The sequence below is a fragment of the Falsirhodobacter xinxiangensis genome (assembly GCF_004959935.1).
In the GTDB taxonomy this organism is placed as follows: Bacteria; Pseudomonadota; Alphaproteobacteria; order Rhodobacterales; family Rhodobacteraceae; genus Falsirhodobacter; species Falsirhodobacter xinxiangensis.
In genome coordinates this window covers 1-15844 of the sequence record NZ_SMYN01000008.1, presented here as the reverse complement: position 1 = coordinate 15844, position 15844 = coordinate 1, and the positions used below count along the sequence as shown (strand labels likewise).

At 63.6% G+C, this 15844-nt stretch carries 16 protein-coding genes; 8 read left to right on the top strand and 8 right to left on the bottom strand.

The features are described 5' to 3' along the window. Nucleotides 1-128: 128 nt before the first annotated feature. Nucleotides 129-1091 (bottom strand): ParB/RepB/Spo0J family partition protein, encoded by a 963-nt coding sequence (locus E2K76_RS11160; protein ID WP_136684391.1) that lies wholly within the window; start codon nt 1089-1091, stop codon nt 129-131. Beyond that, nucleotides 1088-2287: an AAA family ATPase gene (locus E2K76_RS11155; protein ID WP_136684390.1), complete on the bottom strand. Its 1200-nt coding sequence runs from the start codon at nt 2285-2287 to the stop codon at nt 1088-1090. The genes E2K76_RS11160 and E2K76_RS11155 overlap by 4 nt, the downstream gene beginning before the upstream one ends. A 568-nt stretch (nt 2288-2855) precedes the next feature. Here E2K76_RS11155 and E2K76_RS11150 point away from each other — a divergent pair. Further along, nucleotides 2856-3863, top strand: coding sequence for a replication initiation protein (locus E2K76_RS11150; protein ID WP_136684389.1), 1008 nt, complete (start codon nt 2856-2858; stop codon nt 3861-3863). Between the two features lie 186 nt (nt 3864-4049). Here the strand turns inward: E2K76_RS11150 and E2K76_RS11145 are convergent, their stop codons facing one another. Then, nucleotides 4050-5486 (bottom strand): NAD-dependent succinate-semialdehyde dehydrogenase, encoded by a 1437-nt coding sequence (locus E2K76_RS11145; protein ID WP_136684388.1) that lies wholly within the window; start codon nt 5484-5486, stop codon nt 4050-4052. 128 nt (nt 5487-5614) lie between these two features. Here E2K76_RS11145 and E2K76_RS11140 point away from each other — a divergent pair, with 128 nt between their 5' ends. Then, nucleotides 5615-5911 carry a PRC-barrel domain-containing protein gene (locus E2K76_RS11140; RefSeq protein WP_136684387.1) on the top strand — a complete coding sequence of 99 codons (297 nt, stop codon included), beginning with the start codon at nt 5615-5617 and terminating at the stop codon, nt 5909-5911. On the opposite strand, the gene E2K76_RS11135 is transcribed toward E2K76_RS11140, so the two are convergent. Next, entirely contained in the window at nt 5905-7221 is a 1317-nt protein-coding gene (locus E2K76_RS11135) for an FAD/NAD(P)-binding protein (protein WP_136684386.1), read from the bottom strand. The two genes, E2K76_RS11140 and E2K76_RS11135, sit on opposite strands and share 7 nt — an antisense overlap. A gap of 279 nt (nt 7222-7500) precedes the next feature. Between E2K76_RS11135 and E2K76_RS11130 the strand changes: the two genes are divergently transcribed. The 6 genes from E2K76_RS11130 (at nt 7501) to E2K76_RS11105 (ending at nt 12414) form a co-directional block, all read left to right on the top strand. Further along, nucleotides 7501-7845, top strand: a complete 345-nt coding sequence (locus tag E2K76_RS11130; protein ID WP_136684385.1) for a cupin domain-containing protein — start codon at nt 7501-7503, stop codon at nt 7843-7845. Nucleotides 7846-8012: 167 nt separating this feature from the next. Beyond that, entirely contained in the window at nt 8013-9005 is a 993-nt protein-coding gene (locus tag E2K76_RS11125) for an ABC transporter permease (RefSeq protein ID WP_220432229.1), read from the top strand. A gap of 35 nt (nt 9006-9040) precedes the next feature. Beyond that, nucleotides 9041-9886 (top strand): ABC transporter permease, encoded by an 846-nt coding sequence (locus E2K76_RS11120; RefSeq protein ID WP_246032950.1) that lies wholly within the window; start codon nt 9041-9043, stop codon nt 9884-9886. 5 nt (nt 9887-9891) lie between these two features. Then, nucleotides 9892-10743, top strand: a complete 852-nt coding sequence (locus E2K76_RS11115) for an ABC transporter ATP-binding protein (RefSeq protein ID WP_136684383.1) — start codon at nt 9892-9894, stop codon at nt 10741-10743. Further along, nucleotides 10740-11498 carry an ABC transporter ATP-binding protein gene (locus E2K76_RS11110; RefSeq protein ID WP_136684382.1) on the top strand — a complete coding sequence of 253 codons (759 nt, stop codon included), beginning with the start codon at nt 10740-10742 and terminating at the stop codon, nt 11496-11498. Before E2K76_RS11115 ends, E2K76_RS11110 begins: the two co-directional genes overlap by 4 nt. Next, nucleotides 11482-12414 carry a dienelactone hydrolase family protein gene (locus tag E2K76_RS11105; protein WP_136684381.1) on the top strand — a complete coding sequence of 311 codons (933 nt, stop codon included), beginning with the start codon at nt 11482-11484 and terminating at the stop codon, nt 12412-12414. The genes E2K76_RS11110 and E2K76_RS11105 overlap by 17 nt, the downstream gene beginning before the upstream one ends. Nucleotides 12415-12468: 54 nt before the next feature. Here the strand turns inward: E2K76_RS11105 and E2K76_RS11100 are convergent, their stop codons facing one another. The 4 genes from E2K76_RS11100 to E2K76_RS11085 form a co-directional block, all read right to left on the bottom strand. Beyond that, nucleotides 12469-13620: a mandelate racemase family protein gene (locus E2K76_RS11100; RefSeq protein ID WP_136684380.1), complete on the bottom strand. Its 1152-nt coding sequence runs from the start codon at nt 13618-13620 to the stop codon at nt 12469-12471. A 13-nt stretch (nt 13621-13633) separates the two neighbouring features. Further along, nucleotides 13634-14494, bottom strand: a complete 861-nt coding sequence (locus tag E2K76_RS11095) for an amidohydrolase family protein (RefSeq protein ID WP_136684379.1) — start codon at nt 14492-14494, stop codon at nt 13634-13636. After that, nucleotides 14491-15453: a mandelate racemase/muconate lactonizing enzyme family protein gene (locus E2K76_RS11090; RefSeq protein WP_449265778.1), complete on the bottom strand. Its 963-nt coding sequence runs from the start codon at nt 15451-15453 to the stop codon at nt 14491-14493. Before E2K76_RS11090 ends, E2K76_RS11095 begins: the two co-directional genes overlap by 4 nt. Before the next feature lie 93 nt (nt 15454-15546). Continuing rightward, nucleotides 15547-15844 (bottom strand): dihydrodipicolinate synthase family protein (locus E2K76_RS11085; RefSeq protein ID WP_181952899.1); only part of this gene is annotated, 298 nt, incomplete at its 5' end.

Below are 15844 nucleotides of genomic sequence, written 5' to 3'. Positions count from 1 at the left end.
GAATGTCCTTTCCTTGGTGCACTCACGGGAGACTATCCCCCTTGCGGTGACAAAAACGGTCACCCGCGGGATAAAATCGTCAAGTCATTGATAATGATGCACTTTTGTTGGAAATTGCCAATTGGCAACTATCCGCGGCGGCTTTCCAGAAACTGATCGAACGCGACCCGCAGCGCATCTTCCGAAAGCGTCTCCGCAAATTCCAGCGTGACCTTGCCGCCCTTGCGCGTCATCCGCACGCCGCTTTCGTGGATGTTGCGGCGAAAGACCTGTGCCGGCTTGGCGCGTTTCGGCGTCGCCGCGGCGGCCTTCAGTCGCGCCAGGACCTGCGCCGCCGGGATCGGAGCGCCCTCCCCTGCCCGCGCCGCGCCCTGCTCTTTCGCCAGATTCGCGGCGACATCCATGACCGCGCCTTGCGTCTTCGGATCGGCCAGCAGCGGTTTCAGCACCCGCGCATGAAGCTCCCTGATCTCGCGCAACGAAGCATAGGCCTGGATGATCTCCTCGGGCAGCCGCGCCAGTTGCAGATAGCGCGAGAGCCAACCTTCGGACACTTCCAGCCGCTCGGCCATAGCCTTCTGGCGGCCACCGTAATAGGCCTCCAGCGCCTGCGCATAGTCGCGAGCGCGTTCGTAATCCGAGATGTCCTCGCGGTCCCGGTTTTCGATATCGGCCAGACGGAAGGCTTCTTCGTCGGTCAGGTTGCGAACGTCGATCAGGTAACGAAATTGCGGGTAATTGTTCGCGCGCAGCCAGGACACCGCAAAGTGCCGCCGCGCGCCGCAGATGACCTCATACCCCTCGCCCTTGCGGCGGACGATGGCGGGAAATTCCTGCCGCCCCTGCGCCTTCATCGAGCTGATCAGGTCGGCGCAGTTCTGTTCCGTCAGCAGCGCATATTCGCGGTTGTGCCGTTCCCACATGACGCATTGCGCCGGGTCCACCCAACGCAGCACCTTCTCCTCGCGCTCGCCCGTCTCGGCCAATGCGTTCGACCGTTTCAGGAAACGCGCCCCCGCCTTTTCTTCTGGCGCGGCGGCAGGCTCGAAACCCTTGAGGATGTCGTCGATGGCGTCGTGACGTTTGCTCACAGCAGTCCCTCCTTGCGAAGCGCCTTGTGATGGCTGGGCCAGGTCTTGCGCGCCAGAAGCTCCACCTCGCGCCCCACCGCGTCCAGATAGGCGCGGCAGCGTTTGTGCGTTTCGGTTCTGGTCGCCGGCCCGGTCAGCTCATACACCGTGGACAGGTTCGCGGTTGCGTTGTCGATCTCGGCACTGTCTTTCAACGTGGCTTGCAGCATGTCCTGCGGAAAGACCGCGTCCATCATCCGCTTGATCGCCAAGTGCGCCGATTTCTGGTCGTTCATCTTTGACGCAAGAATTTTAACAAAACTATACTCGCGCGCACCCCCGTGCTGCGCCAGCTCCGACAACGTCGCCTCCATCATCTTCAGGAAATGCGCGGTGGAGGCGAAATCGATGTTGTTCGGCGGCGCCGGGATCAGCAGCGCATTGGCCGCCCGCAGCACCGAAAGCGAAAGCATCCCGAGCGCCGGCGGCGGGTCCAGCAGGATCACGTCGAACTGGTCCGCGATGCTTTCGACCCCGTCGCGCAGACGGTCCAGTATGAAGGTCGGCTCGCGCGCCATCCGCGCCGCGAACTCGTATTCCGCGTCATAGAGCCCCAGATTCGCCGGGATCAGCGCAATTCCGGGCCAATACGTCGCCCGCAGCGCATAGTGGAGCGTCTTCGGCCCGCCATGGCGCAGGAAGGGATAGAGCGTGTCCTCCTCCTCGTCGACATCCACATCCGGGTTCATCCCGAACATCGCCGTGGTCGAGGCCTGGCTATCGCAATCGATTACGCAAACCCGGTATCCGCGCAGCGCGAAATACTGCGCCAGATGGCACACGACGGTCGACTTCCCGACACCGCCCTTGAAGTTCTGCACCGCCATGACCAGCGCGGGATCATCCGCCGCCCGATGCGGAAGCGTGCCGAAAACCTCGCGCATCCGGTTTACTTGCGACAGGGTATATCCCGTTCTGCGCTGCGTTTCGCTGTCCTTGTCCGGCTCCGGCAGCCGTCCATCGCCTTCGGCGTCGCGAATGGCTTTCTCGGTCCGTCCAACCATCTCGGCCGCTGTCCGGACGTTGAAGCGCAGATCCAGCCGCTTTTCGTGACCCGGGGAGAAGACCCGCTCGCGCAGACGTTCGATCACTGTGCTGGCGCGCCGGGTCAGTTGCGTCAATTCGCCAAGGGTGACGGGGGGAAGGACAGGGGTCATGATGCCTCGAAGACTTGCGCTTGCTATCATGCGACATGCGACGCTCGGCGTAAAGTTCGGAAAAAACGCGGTGATGCTGAAAAAGCCGGAAGTTGCGAATCTGGGTCGTCAGGTGCGTATCTGTGAAGCCGAATCGCAGGTCGGGGCATCCAATTTGTAAGGCTAGAGGGTCCGTTTCTGCCTTCCAGTGGAAAACAATGAAAAACCCTTGTTCTGGATTCTAGAAGATTCTTTGTTCGCCAAAGGTAAGTATTCGAGATCATGAGACAATAATCCGCATTTCTTACAAGTCGGGTGCCAATCCTTACGGTTCGGGCGGGTTCGCCTTACGAATCGGGGCGATTCTCCTTACGCTTCGGGATGCCTCGAAAGCTTACGTATCGGGCGTGGTCGAACCTGAAAGGAGCGCGGCAAGAAAAGCCATTTGAAACCAGCATGTTGCCAAGTGGTGCCGCGCGGTTCGATAACTTATCCCTTACCTTTTGGGTGCTGACATCGCGACGCTACCCGAATCCCTTGAAAACTTACCCCCGTCGGCCTACAAAAGTAAGAGTTTTGAGGTAAGGACATGGCCGAGAAATCCTATCGAACGATCGAAGCCCGGCCCAATGCCGAAAGTCTCATCAAACCCGGCGAGCTGGTCGACCTGATCGAGGTGACGCCACTGACGCTGAACGACCGCCGAATCTACAACCAGCTTCTGGAGAATGCGTGGGAGGCGATCGACAAACCCGTCAGCCATGTCATCGCGAAATCGGCGCTGCGCGGATCGCACAACTCCAACGACCGGATTGGCGAGAGTATCGAACGCTTGATGTCCGCCATCGTCAAGGTCGCCGTGACATGGGACGGTGAATCCGCAATCGAACGCGTTCAGCTTCTGGGCGGCAACGTCGAGGCGAACCGCGCCGATGGGCTGTTCGAATACGAAATCCCCGCACGACTTCGCCGTATCATCGGCAACTCCACCGTCTTCGCGCGCCTTCAGCGCGAGGTGATGTTCGCGCTTTCCTCGAAATACGCATTGACACTTTACGAGATGGTTCAGAAACGCGGCAACCTTCGTTGGCGCAGTTCCGAGAAGTTCGCGCTTGAGGCACTTCGCGGCGTTCTGGGCGTGCCGAAGGGCAAGCTGACCTCATGGTCCAACCTGAAGCTTCGCGCCATCGATCCGGCGGTTGCCGAGGTTAATGCATTGTCCGATTTCATGGTCGCCATTGATCCGATCAAGACGGGGCGCAGCGTGACCCATGTCGAACTGCGCTGGTGGCGCAAGGATGACGAAGCAGCAGGTGCCGCCGACCGGGCGCTGCAATATTCCAAGGTCGGCCGCAAAGTCCGCGCCGAGGAACGCGCCGCGCCGCAGGGCAGGGCGCGGCCCTCCTGGCTCGACGCGCGCGGGCAGGCCCTTCGCACCGAAACCTACGAGACTGCCCGGATGCGCCATTCCGGCTATGACATCTATTTCGTCGAAGGCGAATGGCGCGCATGGGCCGCCGGAAAGCCCGAGGCTGCCGACCCCGACAAGGCCTATCTCGCGTTCTTCCGCAAATATGCCGAGGCCAATCCCCTATAATTGCCAATTGGCAATTTTGCAAAAAAACCTTTTAATACAGATGGATATGCAGATATCCGCGCTGCGGGAAATCGAACCTGTCCTGCCGAAAACCCACGCTGGCGCAGGGCGGCAAGCGCGACAGCGATTGCGCGCGGATCGATGGCTCCCCCCTTCACGGGGGGAGGTTGAGGGCCGCGCCCCCCCCTATCCAAGCCGGGTGACCAGCTTCGTCTCCAGATAGGCGTCGACAGCTTCCGAGCCGCCCTCGGTGCCGTAACCGGAATCGCGGATGCCGCCAAAGGGCAGTTCCGGCAGCGCGAGGCCAAGATGGTTGATCGACAGCATCCCCGCCTCGACCTCGTTGCCAAGCCGCGTCGCCGTCGCGCCCGATCCGGTGAAGGCATAGGCGGCAAGGCCGAAGGGCAGGCGGTTCGCCTCCACGATGGCGTCATCCAGATGCGAGAAGCGGTTGATGACCGCGACCGGGCCAAAGGGTTCCTCGTTCATGATCCGCGCTTCGGTCGGCACGTCCGCAAGGACGGTCGGCTCGAAGAACCAGCCCGTATTGCCGATGCGCCGCCCGCCGGTCAGCAGCTTGCCGCCGTGATCCACCGCGTCGTTCACCAATGCTTCCAGCGCCGGGATGCGGCGGTCATTGGCAAGCGGGCCCATCTCCGTATCGGCATCCATGCCCGCGCCGACCTTCAACGCCTTGGCGGCGGCGGTGAAGCCCTCGGTAAAATGCTCGAACGCGGCATCTTCGATCAGGAAACGGGTGGGCGAGACGCAGACCTGCCCGGCGTTCCGGAACTTGTGCGTCGCCATCAACTCGACCGCCTTGGCGATGTCGGCATCCGCGGTGACGATGACCGGGGCGTGTCCGCCCAACTCCATCGTGGCGCGCTTCATGTGCTGTCCGGCAAGGCCCGCCAGCATCTTGCCGATGGGGGTCGATCCGGTGAACGAGATCTTGCGGATCGTCGGATGCGGAATCAGATATTCCGAAACCTCGGCCGGAATGCCATAGACGAGGTTCACGACCCCGGCGGGGACACCTGCATCGACGAAACAGCGGATCAGCGCGGCGGGCGATGCCGGGGTCTCCTCGGGCGCCTTGACGATGATCGAGCAGCCCGTCGCCAGCGCCGCCGACAGCTTTCGCACCACCTGGTTGATCGGGAAGTTCCACGGCGTGAACGCGGCGACCGGCCCGACCGGCAGCTTCAGCGTCATCTGGATGACGCCGGGGGCGCGGGCGGGGATGATCTGGCCATAGGTGCGGCGCGCTTCCTCGGCGAACCAGTCGATCGTGTCGGCGGCGCCAAGGGTTTCCATCTTGGCTTGCGCCAGCGGCTTGCCCTGTTCCAGCGTCATGATCGGCGCGATGGCATCGGCCCGCTCGCGCAGCAGTTCGGCGGCCTTGCGCATGATCTTGGCCCGCTCGAAAGCGGACGTGTCCTTCCAGACCGCAAAGCCTTTTTCGACGGCGGCGAGGGCTGCGTCCAGATCCACCGTCGAGGCATGTGCCACCGTGCCGATCTCTGCGCCCGTCGCAGGGTTCAGGACGGGGATCGTCTTGCCCGAACGGGCGGCGCGCCATTCGCCGTCGATCAAGAGCTGGGTGTTGGGATAATCGGTCATGGCTGCCTCCGGGATGCCGTTATGCGGGTCTGATCTATGGGCCGGGCCGCACGGGTTCCAGAGGGCGGCCCGGAACTTCCGCCGCCGGGCGCTGTTTTCCAGACATCACGATCACAAGGAGGAAACCCATGGACCATTCGAAACATATTCGTCTGAATGCGGCAGAGTTGACCGAAGACAAGCTGATGGGCGCGACCGTCTATGGCGCCGAGAACGAGAAGGTCGGCACCGTCTCGCACATGCACGGCATGGGGACCGGGGCCGAGGTCATCATCGACGTCGGCGGCTTTCTGGGCATTGGCGCGAAGCCGGTCGCGGTTCCGGTCAGCCAACTGGACTTCATGTATGACGAAGGCGGCGAGGTTCACGCCGTCACATCATGGACGAAGGACGACCTGAAACATCTGCCGGAACATCATCACTGATGCGCGGGGATCGCGGCCAGCCTCGCCGCCTGTTCGCGGATGTCGGGGATGGCCGTGATCTCCCAGAACGCCGCGCGTGAGACGGGGCCAAGCGCGAGGATGCGGTCCACCGGATTGCCGTTCGCATCGATTAGGCGGCAATCGAGACCGACATCCAGCCCGATCCGCAACGGGTCCATCCGTGCGACCCCTTGCGCCAGCAGCCCGCGGATCAGCGGGCTGCCATGCGATTCCAGATCGCGCAGGATGCCCCGGCAATCGATGATCCGCGCAGCGGGCAGCGTTTCCTGCGTTCCATCGGCAAGGCGCATATGTGCGATGCGGGTGCCGTTTTCCCGCGTGACATGGCTGAACGTTCCGCGCCGGATGACTAATTGGCGGCGCGTCAGCGCATCCAGCACGGTCTCCCACGAGGCTGGCGGAATGCGGTGGCGATGGACGCCCCACCACGAGGCGGCGTGGCGCATGAAGCGGCGGCGATGATCGGTGGACATCGCGCGCCACAGGCTGTGGGCATGGGGGCGGATGCTGTCGATGGCGTCGCGCCACGATCCGCCGTTCGCCTCGGCCTCGCGGGCAAGGCCGCGGGCCCAATGCAGAAGCGCGCTCACCTCGGCCCCAAGCGGTGGATCGACCGGGCGGGGGCGGGGCAGGGCGTGACCGTGGGCCAGTGGCAAGAGGCCGTGGCGCGACAGCGAAACGATTTCCCCCCGGTGCCCGGCCTTCAGCAATGACAGCGTCTGGTCGATCATGCTGAGCCCGGAGCCGACGATCAGCACCCGCCCGTCGCGGTCCACGTCGCCATCGAAGCTCCATGCGCTGTCGAGGTCGGGCTGCGGATCGGGAACGGCATGGCCGGTGGCAAGGATCGCGCGGTCGGCACGAATGGCTTCGCCCGAGGCGAGCGTGGCACTGACGCCCGCGCCTTCTAGGTCGAGCGAGGTGATTTCCCCCCGGCGGATCACGAGGCGGTCGTCATCCTGCCACGGGGCAAGAAGATCACTCATGTAATCGCCATAGGTGGAGCGGCTGACGAAGCCGTTGGGGCCGGGATCGGTGCCGCGCGCGATCAGCCAGTCGTGGAAATGGTGAGGGCGGTCGGGAAACGCGCTCATGTTATGGACGCGGGTGTTCAGGATGTGATCGGGATCGGTGGTGGAATAGGCGATGCCGCAGCCCAGCAGATCGCCCTTTTCCACCAGCGTGACGCGCGTTCCGCCTTGCAACAGCAGATGGGCCGCCATCAGCACGCCGCTGGCGCCGCCGCCGATGACGAGGATATGGGATGCGGGGGAGGGCAGGTCCTTCATGCGTTCATCCTCGGTTCTTCGGCATCAACGATTGGCAATGGAAAATGATCCGGAAAGAATATCGATCAAGTTGGTCGTGATAAGTAAAGGATGGGCCGGGGCTGGGCGCATTTCAAGGGAATTTCATTCCGCATGGGGCGATGCGCGTGGAAACATCTTCTGCGAATGCGGCGCTGGCCGGAATGGCGGCCCTGTCGGAAGCCTGTATGATGGCTTTCTTGATCTTGCCAGACCTTTGCCGCATGACTTTGGCGCGATAGTCGGGAATCGGAGGGAATCATGCAAATCGTGGATGAACGGGATGTGCGGCGTGAGGAACCTGTGCCGCATGGACGCATCGGGATGTCGACCGCCTGGCGGCTGACGGCGGATGTGCCGCGGCGGACGATGGAATTTCGTCGCCGCGCGCTGCACAAAGGCGCGGCGATCGGTCTGCATTTGATCGACCATGACGAAGTTTACTATGTGATTTCAGGGCGTGGCGAAGTGGTGGCCGATGGCGTGCGCCACGTGCTGGAGCCGGGGATGATGGCCTATCTTTATACCGGCGAGGAGGTCGGGATATGGCAGATGGGGGAGGAGGAGCTGAACATGATCGTTTCCTATCCACTGGCCGGGAATTGACAGACGCATCTTCGTATGACAAGCATTGAATACATGTATGACAGGACTGCGCGGCAGGCTTGCGTGCCGGGGAGGTAAATTTGCGAAGATCGAAAATCGCCCGCTGGGGTCTGTTCCCGGCTGCGGGAGAGGCGCCGGCCCCGAGGCGCAAGCTGAATCTGCGGCCCATCGGCGCGCAGCTTTTCACCGTTGGCGTGACGTTGTTCGGGCTGCTCGTCCTGACCTTCGTGATCGGGCGCATGATGCCCGCCGATCCGGTCCGCGCCATCGTGGGCGAGGATGCGACGCGCGAGACATACGAGATGGTGTTCCGCCAGCTTGGCCTCGACCGGCCGATCTGGGAGCAGTTCTTCATCTATCTGCGCGATGTGCTGACGGGGAACTTCGGCTTGTCCATCCGCACCGGCCAGCCGGTGATCCAGGACATCCTGCACGTTCTGCCCGCCACCATCGAGCTTGCGACCTTCGCCATCATCATCGGCGCGACCCTGGGCGTCACGCTGGGTGTGATCGCCGCCGTGAACAAGGACCGCTGGCCGGATCATCTGGTGCGCGTGTTCAGCCTGATGGGCCATTCGATGCCCATCTTCTGGACCGGGATGATCGGTCTTTTGCTGTTCTATGCCTATTTCGGCTGGGTCGGCGGGTCGGGCCGGATGGAGTCCTTCTATATCGGCCTCGTCGATGACGTGACCGGGTTCCTGCTGATCGATTCGATCATTGCGGGCGATTGGGAAGTGTTCTGGTCGGCGGTGAACCACCTGATCCTGCCGGCGTCGATCCTCGGCTATTCGTCTTCGGCCTATATCACGCGGATGACGCGCAGCTTCATGCTGGATCAGATCAATCAGGAATACATCACCACCGCCCGCGTGAAGGGGCTGTCGTCCCGCCAGACCATCTGGCGCCACGCCTTCCTGAACATCCGCGTGCAGCTGGTGACGATCGTGGCGCTGGCCTATGGGTCCTTGCTGGAAGGCGCGGTGCTGATCGAGACGGTCTTTGCGTGGCCGGGCTTCGGGCAATACCTGACGTCGAACCTGCTGATCGGGGACATGAACGCGGTGATGACCTGCGTTCTGATCGTGGGCGTGATCTTCATCGCGCTGAACCTGATCTCCGACATGCTCTACCGCATTTTCGATCCGAGGACGCGATGACCGCACAGATTGCAAAATCCTCCATTCCCGGCCCCATGCAGGCGCTCTGGAACATCGTCCGCTTCCTGCTGAAAAGCCCGACCTCGGCTTTCGGTCTGATCGTGATCGCGGTTCTGGTGATCGTGGCATTGCTGGCGCCGTGGATCGCGACGCATGACCCTTACGCGCAGGATCTGCAGAACGTGTTGCAGGCCCCCGGCGGGGCGCATCTGTTCGGCACGGACGAGCTTGGCCGCGACATCTTCAGCCGCATCGTCTGGGGCACGCGGATCACGCTGACGATCATCTTCCTCGTCTCCATCGTGGTGGGGCCGATCGGTTTGGCGGTGGGGACGACCTCCGGCTATATCGGCGGCAAGTTCGACACGGTGATGATGCGGATCACGGACATCTTCCTGTCCTTCCCGTCGCTGATCCTTTCGCTGGCCTTCGTGGCCGCACTTGGGCCAAGCCTGAACAACGCCATCATCGCGATCGCGCTGACCTCGTGGCCGCCGATCGCACGCTTGGCTCGGGCCGAAACGCTGACCTTCCGCAGTGCCGATTACGTCGCGGCGGCGCGGCTGCAAGGCGCATCGACCGGGCGGATCATCTTCAAATCCATCGTGCCGATGTGCTTGCCGTCGGTGCTGATCCGCATCACGCTGAACATGGCGACGGTGATCCTGACCGCAGCCGGGCTTGGCTTCCTTGGCCTTGGCGCGCAGCCGCCGATGCCGGAATGGGGCGCGATGATCGCGATGGGCCGCCGTTACATGATCGACAGCTGGTGGCTGGTGACCTTCCCCGGCATCGCGATCCTGTGCGTCAGCCTTGCCTTCAACCTTTTGGGCGACGGTCTGCGCGACGCGCTGGACCCCAAGCAGATGAACCGGAAGTAAGGGCCATGAGCGATACCATTCTGGATGTGAAGAAGCTGTGCGTCAGCTATCGCGGCGAGGGCGGTTACAACCACGCGGTCCGCAATGTCAGCTTCACGCTGGGACGCGAAAAGCTGGGCATCGTGGGCGAATCCGGTTCCGGCAAATCCACCGTCGGCCGGGCGCTGCTGCGCCTGCTGCCCACGGCCGAGATCACCGCCGACACGCTGCGGTTCGAGGAACTGGACGTTCTGAAGCTGCGCGAGAAGGAGATGCTGAAGGTGCGCGGGCGTCGGATGTCGATGATCCTGCAGGACCCGAAGTTTTCGCTGAACCCGATCCGCCGCGTGGGCGAACAGGTGTCCGAGGCGTATCTGACGCATTTCAAATGCACCAAGGCCGAGGCACGGGCCAAGGCGATTTCGATGCTGGAAGCCGTGCAGATCCGCGACTGCGAACGGGTCTATGACCTTTACCCGCACGAGGTGTCGGGCGGGATGGGCCAGCGCATCATGATCGCGATGATGCTGCTGACCGACCCCGATCTGGTGATCGCGGACGAGCCGACCAGCGCGTTGGACGTGACGGTGCGGCTGCAGGTGCTGAACATCCTCGACAAGCTGGTCAGCGATCGGGGGATCGGGCTGATCATGATCTCGCACGACCTCAATCTGGTGCGGAACTTCTGCGACCGGGTGCTGATCATGTATGCCGGGCAGGTGGTCGAAAGCCTGAAAGCGTCGGAGCTGCATCTGGCGCAGCACCCCTATACCCAGGGCCTGCTGGCCGCGCAGCCGCGCATCGGCGGCGGACGCGGGCGGCTTTCGGTGCTGAACCGCCGGCCCGAATGGAAAGAACCGATCGAGGTGCAGGCATGAAGTCGGTCGATATCAGGAACCTGTCGATCACGCTGGGTCATGGCGCCAAGGCGGTGAAGATCCTGCCCGACGTGTCCTTCAGCGTGGCGAAAGGCGAATGCTTCGGGCTGGTCGGCGAATCCGGTTCGGGCAAGTCCACCATCCTGCGCTGCATGTCGCTGCTGCTGACCCAGTGGGACGGCAAGATCACCATCGGCGGCAAGGATGTGCGCCAGATGCCGCTGATCGAACGCTGCCGGACGCTCCAGATGGTGTTTCAGGACCCCTATGGCTCGCTTCACCCGCGCCAGTCGGTGCGCACGGTGCTGCACGAGCCGCTGCGGATCCACGGCATGGACAACCGGCAAGAACGGATGGAACGCGCGATCACCGAGGTCGGCCTGCCGGTCGATTTCCTTGACCGCTATCCGCACCAGCTTTCGGGCGGGCAGCGCCAGCGCGTCGCCATCGCCCGCGCGCTGATCCTGGAGCCGTCGGTCCTGCTGCTGGACGAGCCGACAAGCGCGCTGGACGTGTCGGTCCAGGCCGAGATCCTGAACCTGCTGTCCGATCTGCGGGCCAAACGCGGCTTCACCTATATCATGGTCAGCCATGATCTGGCCGTCGTTGATTACATGTGCGACCGTTTCGCCGTGATGCAGGCGGGCGAGATCGTGGAGATCCTCGACCGCGAGGCGCTGGACGGGAACAAGGCGACGAAGCCCTATGCCCGGCAGCTGATCGAAGCGTCGCTGGAATATGACAGCGCCGTCTGAGGCGATGCTGCCCTTTCTGGCTGCAAGGCTGGAAAGGGCGCAGTCATTGGCGTTCCAGCCGCCCTTTACCCAATGGCAGACGCGGGTGCGCCAAGTGTGGCAGGCGTCTTTGCCGCAGGGCGAGACCGTTCTGCAGGGTGACAGGCTCCGGCACGTCACGGGCGATGTGGGCGAATTCATCCTGATGCGCCCCGAGGGCGAAGGCCCCCATCCCGCAATCATGTTGCTGCACGATCATGGCGGGCGCTTCGATATCGGTTGGCGCAAGATGGTGTCGGGGCAAGGCAGCGACGCCGCGCTTTACGAAGGCCGGCATCTGGCGGATTGGCTGGTCGCGCGCGGCTATGCCGTGCTGTGCCATGACGCGCTTGGCTGGGGGTCGCGTTTTGCGGGCGGCTATGACGAACAGCAGGCATTGGCGGCGCAGGCGATGCAGGCCGGCTGGTCGCTGGCCGGGATCACCGCTGCCGAGGATCTGGGCTGTGCCGAATGGCTGGCGCGGCAGCCGGGGATCGACCCGGCCCGGATCGGCGCAATGGGATTCTCCTTCGGCGGCTTTCGCGCATGGCAGCTTGCGGCGCTTTGCCCGCGTGTTCGCGCGACCGTCAGCATTGGCTGGATGGGATTTCGTGCCGATCTGCTGCGCGATGGCACGCTGGTAAAGGGTCAGTCAGCCTTCCATACGCTGCATCCGTTTCTGGATGCCGAGTACCCGGACCTCGCGGCTTTGGCTTGCGACCGTCCGCTCTACCTGCGCGTCGGCGACGCGGATCGCCACTTCCCGCACCCCGAGGCTGCTTTCGACCGCATCCGCCAGATCGCTTCGGTCGATGCGGCCACATTCGCGGGCGCGCATGTCTTTCCATTGGTGCAACAGGAAATGGCGGTCGATTTTCTCGACCGCCACCTGCGCTGAGGCCGCCACTGCGGCCCGGCCCGAGCGGGGGCTCGACGCCCCCCCGAGGGCCGTTTACGCCGTCGTCAGGTTGTTTTCGATGAACTCGAAGTTGATATCCTCGCCGATGCCCGGACGGTCGGACACGTGGACATAGCCATCCGCATCCATCGGGTCCGACAGCTGGTTCAGGTAATCATGCCCGTCGTCATATTCGAGGAAGGGGTGCAGCAGACCGCGCTCATACCAGCGGCAGTTCTTCGACGCGGCCACGACCATCAGGTTCATCGCCGTGTTGCCGTGGACTTCGCAATCCATGCCGAAGGCTTCGGCCAGACGCATCGTCTTCAGCGCCGGGGTGATGCCGCCCACGTCGTTCACGCCGGTGCGCAGGATGTCCACGGCGCCCGAGGTGATCCATTCCGCCCGGTGCCAGTGCTTGCCGCCCATGCTTTCCGGGCCAAGCACCGGAATGTCCAGATTGTCCGCCAGCCATTTGTAGGAGGACATGGACTGCTCGTCCATCGACTCCTCGATCCAGTCGAAGCCCAGCTTTTCAAGCCCGCGGCCCAGCTCCAGCGAATCGACGCGGCTATACCAGTGGAAGGCGTCGATCATCAGGTGGATGTCCGGCCCGACCGCCTCGCGCACGGCGGCGCAGGCTTTCAGGTCCATCTTCACGTTCGGCGCCCACGACACCGGCGGCATCCAGGTGTGCAGCTTGATGCCCTTGTAGCCGCGTTTCACCAGCGTTTCGGCGAAACGGCCGTAATCTTCCGGCGTCGCCAGACCGCCCTCAAGCTCGTCGCCGCACATGATCGAACCATAGGCGCGGACCTTGTCGCGATACGCGCCGATCAGCTTGTGCACCGGCTGGTTCAGCGTGCGGCCCGCAAGGTCCCACAGCGCCACGTCCACGGCGGCCAGCGTGCGGTCGGTCAGCTGCGCCGCCGATCCGCGCTGCCAATGCGCCAGATCCTGCCACAGCCGTTCGCGGTCGCGGTGGTCCTGCCCGATCAGCACCTTTTTGACGAATTTCTCGATCAGGTGGGGGCGGACGATTTCCGGCGCGGTGAAGGAATGGCCCTCGTGCCCATCCTCGGTGCGGATGGTCAGGATCGCCTGCTTGACCTTGTGCGCCGGGCCGGGATGGGCGTGGCCCGCGCTGTCGGAATGGCGGCGGGTCGTGGTGTTGAAGATGCGGACCGAAACGTCGGTGATAATCATGGTCGGGTCTTTCTTACAGCTTCGGGAGGCCGAACAGGTCTTCGGGGTTTTCGACAAGCGCCTTGTGCATCGCGGATTCGGACGGGAACCACGACAGCACGGTATCGGTCAGCGCCGCGTCGTCGGGATATTCCTCGGTCGTCTTGGCAAGGTTGTGCGGCCAGTTGGTGCCCCATACGATGCGTTCCGGCGCGTGGGCGGCAATGGCGCGGGCGGTTTCGGCAATGTCCTCATAGGGCGCGCCGGTCTTGGACGATTCATAGCAGCCCGCGAATTTGAACCATGCGTTGCCTTGATCGATCAGCCCTTTCAGCGCGTCCACATGTGCGGGCGTGATGCCGTCGAAGAACTTGCCGTGATGGTCCAGCATCCAGCGCGATTTCAGCTTTTGCAGCCGGGGCAGGTGGGTCAGCAGGTCGGACCCGTGGAACTGCACCGCCAGCGCCCAGCCCATGTCGGCGGCCAGCGCATCGACGCCTTCCAGCGCGTCAAGTCCGATGCCGCCGCCCGGCAGGTCCATGATCCGCGCGCCCACGATCCCGGCATCGGCCAACGATGTCAGCTCGGCCTTCGGCGTGTCGGGCGTGATGACGCAGACGCCGCGCGCCACGTCCCCCATTTCGCGCACACAGGCGACGAGGTTGGCGTTGTCGCGCTGATGCGCATTGCCTTGGGTGATGATGACGCGGTCGATCCCCAGCCATGCCATCAACTGGCGATATTCGGCGGGGCCGGGCAGGGTGCCACCGGGCAGCGGCGGGCCGCCATCCTGCGCGGGGTATCCGGGCAGATACATATGCATCTGCGCATCGACGGTGCCTTTGGGCAGACGGGTTTTCGGAGGCTCTCCGGTCAGCTTGCGGGTGATCGTCATGCGTCCTTCATCCTGTATTCCTTCAGTGCGTCGCGGTCGATCTCGATCCCCAGTCCCGGCGCGTCGGGAATGTGGACGATGCCGTTCTGATGTTCCAGCGGCGTCGTCGTCACGGCCTGCCGGAAGGGATTGTGCGTGCGGTCGAATTCAAGGATGGGGTCCAGCGGCCTGCCGCGCATCGGGTCGGGGGGCAGGGCGGCCATGAATTGCAGCGCGGCGGCGATCTGCACTGCCGTTCCCCAGACATGGGGGACGGTGCGGATGCCGTGCAGGCTGGCAAGATCCGCGATGCGTTTCGCTTCCGAGATGCCGCCGCAGCCGCACAGGTCGGGCTGGATGATATCGACCGCGCGGGTCTCGATCGGCTCTCGCATGCCCCAGCGGGTGTGCCACGTCTCGCCCCCGGCGACCGGGATGGGCTGGCGGGCGCGAACCTCGCGATAGGCGACAAGTTGTTCGGGGACGACGGGTTCCTCGAACCAGTCGATCTCGTATTCGGCAGCGGCTTGCCCGACGCGGATCGCCTCGGTCGCGGTATAGCCGTGGTTGGCGTCGATCATCAGGCGCATGTCCGGGCCGATGGCCTCGCGCACGGCGCGGATCACGCGCAGGTCTTCGGCAGGATCGAAGCCGATCTTGATCTTGCAGGCGTGGAACCCGGCGTCGCGGTGGCCTGCCATCTCGGCGGCGTTGTCCTCGATGCGGTCCACCCCGTCGCGCTTGAAGCTGCCCGTGGCATAGGCGCGGACCGACTCGCGGAAACGCCCGCCCAGGAGGGTGGAGATCGAAGCACCGAAATGCTTGCCCTTGATGTCCCACAGCGCGATGTCGATGCCGGACAGCGCGGTGATCGTCAGCCCGCGCTGGCCCTGATCGCGCAGCGCGTTATAGAGCGTGGCCCAGATCTTCTCGTGTTCCAGCGGGTTCTGGCCGATCAGCCAGTTCGCATATGTCGCCACGACGGCGGCATTGGCGCGGGCGGGGCCGAGGCATTCGCCCNGCCGTCTCAAGCCGGTGTTCCAGCAGGTGCGTGCGGACCGAGGCGATCTTCATCAGGCCGCCAGTTTGCGGCGGTAGGGGGCGATCAGCTTGTCCATCATCTCTTCTTCCTCGCGGGTCAGATCCGACAGCGGGCTGCGGACGGGGCCGGCGTTGAAGCCTTGCAGACGAACGCCGGCCTTGACGGCGGACACGGCATAGCCCTTGCGGCGGTTGCGGATCGCCATGAACGGATAGAAGAATTCGTTCAGGATACGCTCGCAATTCGCGCGGTCGTTTGCGCGCAGCGAGTTGTAGAATTCGATCGCCAGACCCGGCACGAAGTTGAACACCGCCGAGGAATAGGTGGTG

Excerpts from the sequence above, each read along its gene's own strand:
- E2K76_RS11120 (WP_246032950.1), top strand. The coding sequence starts at position 9,041 with ATGCAGGCGCTCTGGAACATCGTCCGCTTCCTGCTGAAAAGCCCGACC.
- E2K76_RS11115 (WP_136684383.1), top strand. The coding sequence starts at position 9,892 with ATGAGCGATACCATTCTGGATGTGAAGAAGCTGTGCGTCAGCTATCGC.
- E2K76_RS11110 (WP_136684382.1), top strand. The coding sequence starts at position 10,740 with ATGAAGTCGGTCGATATCAGGAACCTGTCGATCACGCTGGGTCATGGC.
- E2K76_RS11105 (WP_136684381.1), top strand. The coding sequence starts at position 11,482 with ATGACAGCGCCGTCTGAGGCGATGCTGCCCTTTCTGGCTGCAAGGCTG.
- E2K76_RS11135 (WP_136684386.1), bottom strand. The coding sequence starts at position 7,221 with ATGAAGGACCTGCCCTCCCCCGCATCCCATATCCTCGTCATCGGCGGC.
- E2K76_RS11130 (WP_136684385.1), top strand. The coding sequence starts at position 7,501 with ATGCAAATCGTGGATGAACGGGATGTGCGGCGTGAGGAACCTGTGCCG.
- E2K76_RS11095 (WP_136684379.1), bottom strand. The coding sequence starts at position 14,494 with ATGACGATCACCCGCAAGCTGACCGGAGAGCCTCCGAAAACCCGTCTG.
- E2K76_RS11150 (WP_136684389.1), top strand. The coding sequence starts at position 2,856 with ATGGCCGAGAAATCCTATCGAACGATCGAAGCCCGGCCCAATGCCGAA.
- E2K76_RS11100 (WP_136684380.1), bottom strand. The coding sequence starts at position 13,620 with ATGATTATCACCGACGTTTCGGTCCGCATCTTCAACACCACGACCCGC.
- E2K76_RS11155 (WP_136684390.1), bottom strand. The coding sequence starts at position 2,287 with ATGACCCCTGTCCTTCCCCCCGTCACCCTTGGCGAATTGACGCAACTG.
- E2K76_RS11140 (WP_136684387.1), top strand. The coding sequence starts at position 5,615 with ATGGACCATTCGAAACATATTCGTCTGAATGCGGCAGAGTTGACCGAA.
- E2K76_RS11145 (WP_136684388.1), bottom strand. The coding sequence starts at position 5,486 with ATGACCGATTATCCCAACACCCAGCTCTTGATCGACGGCGAATGGCGC.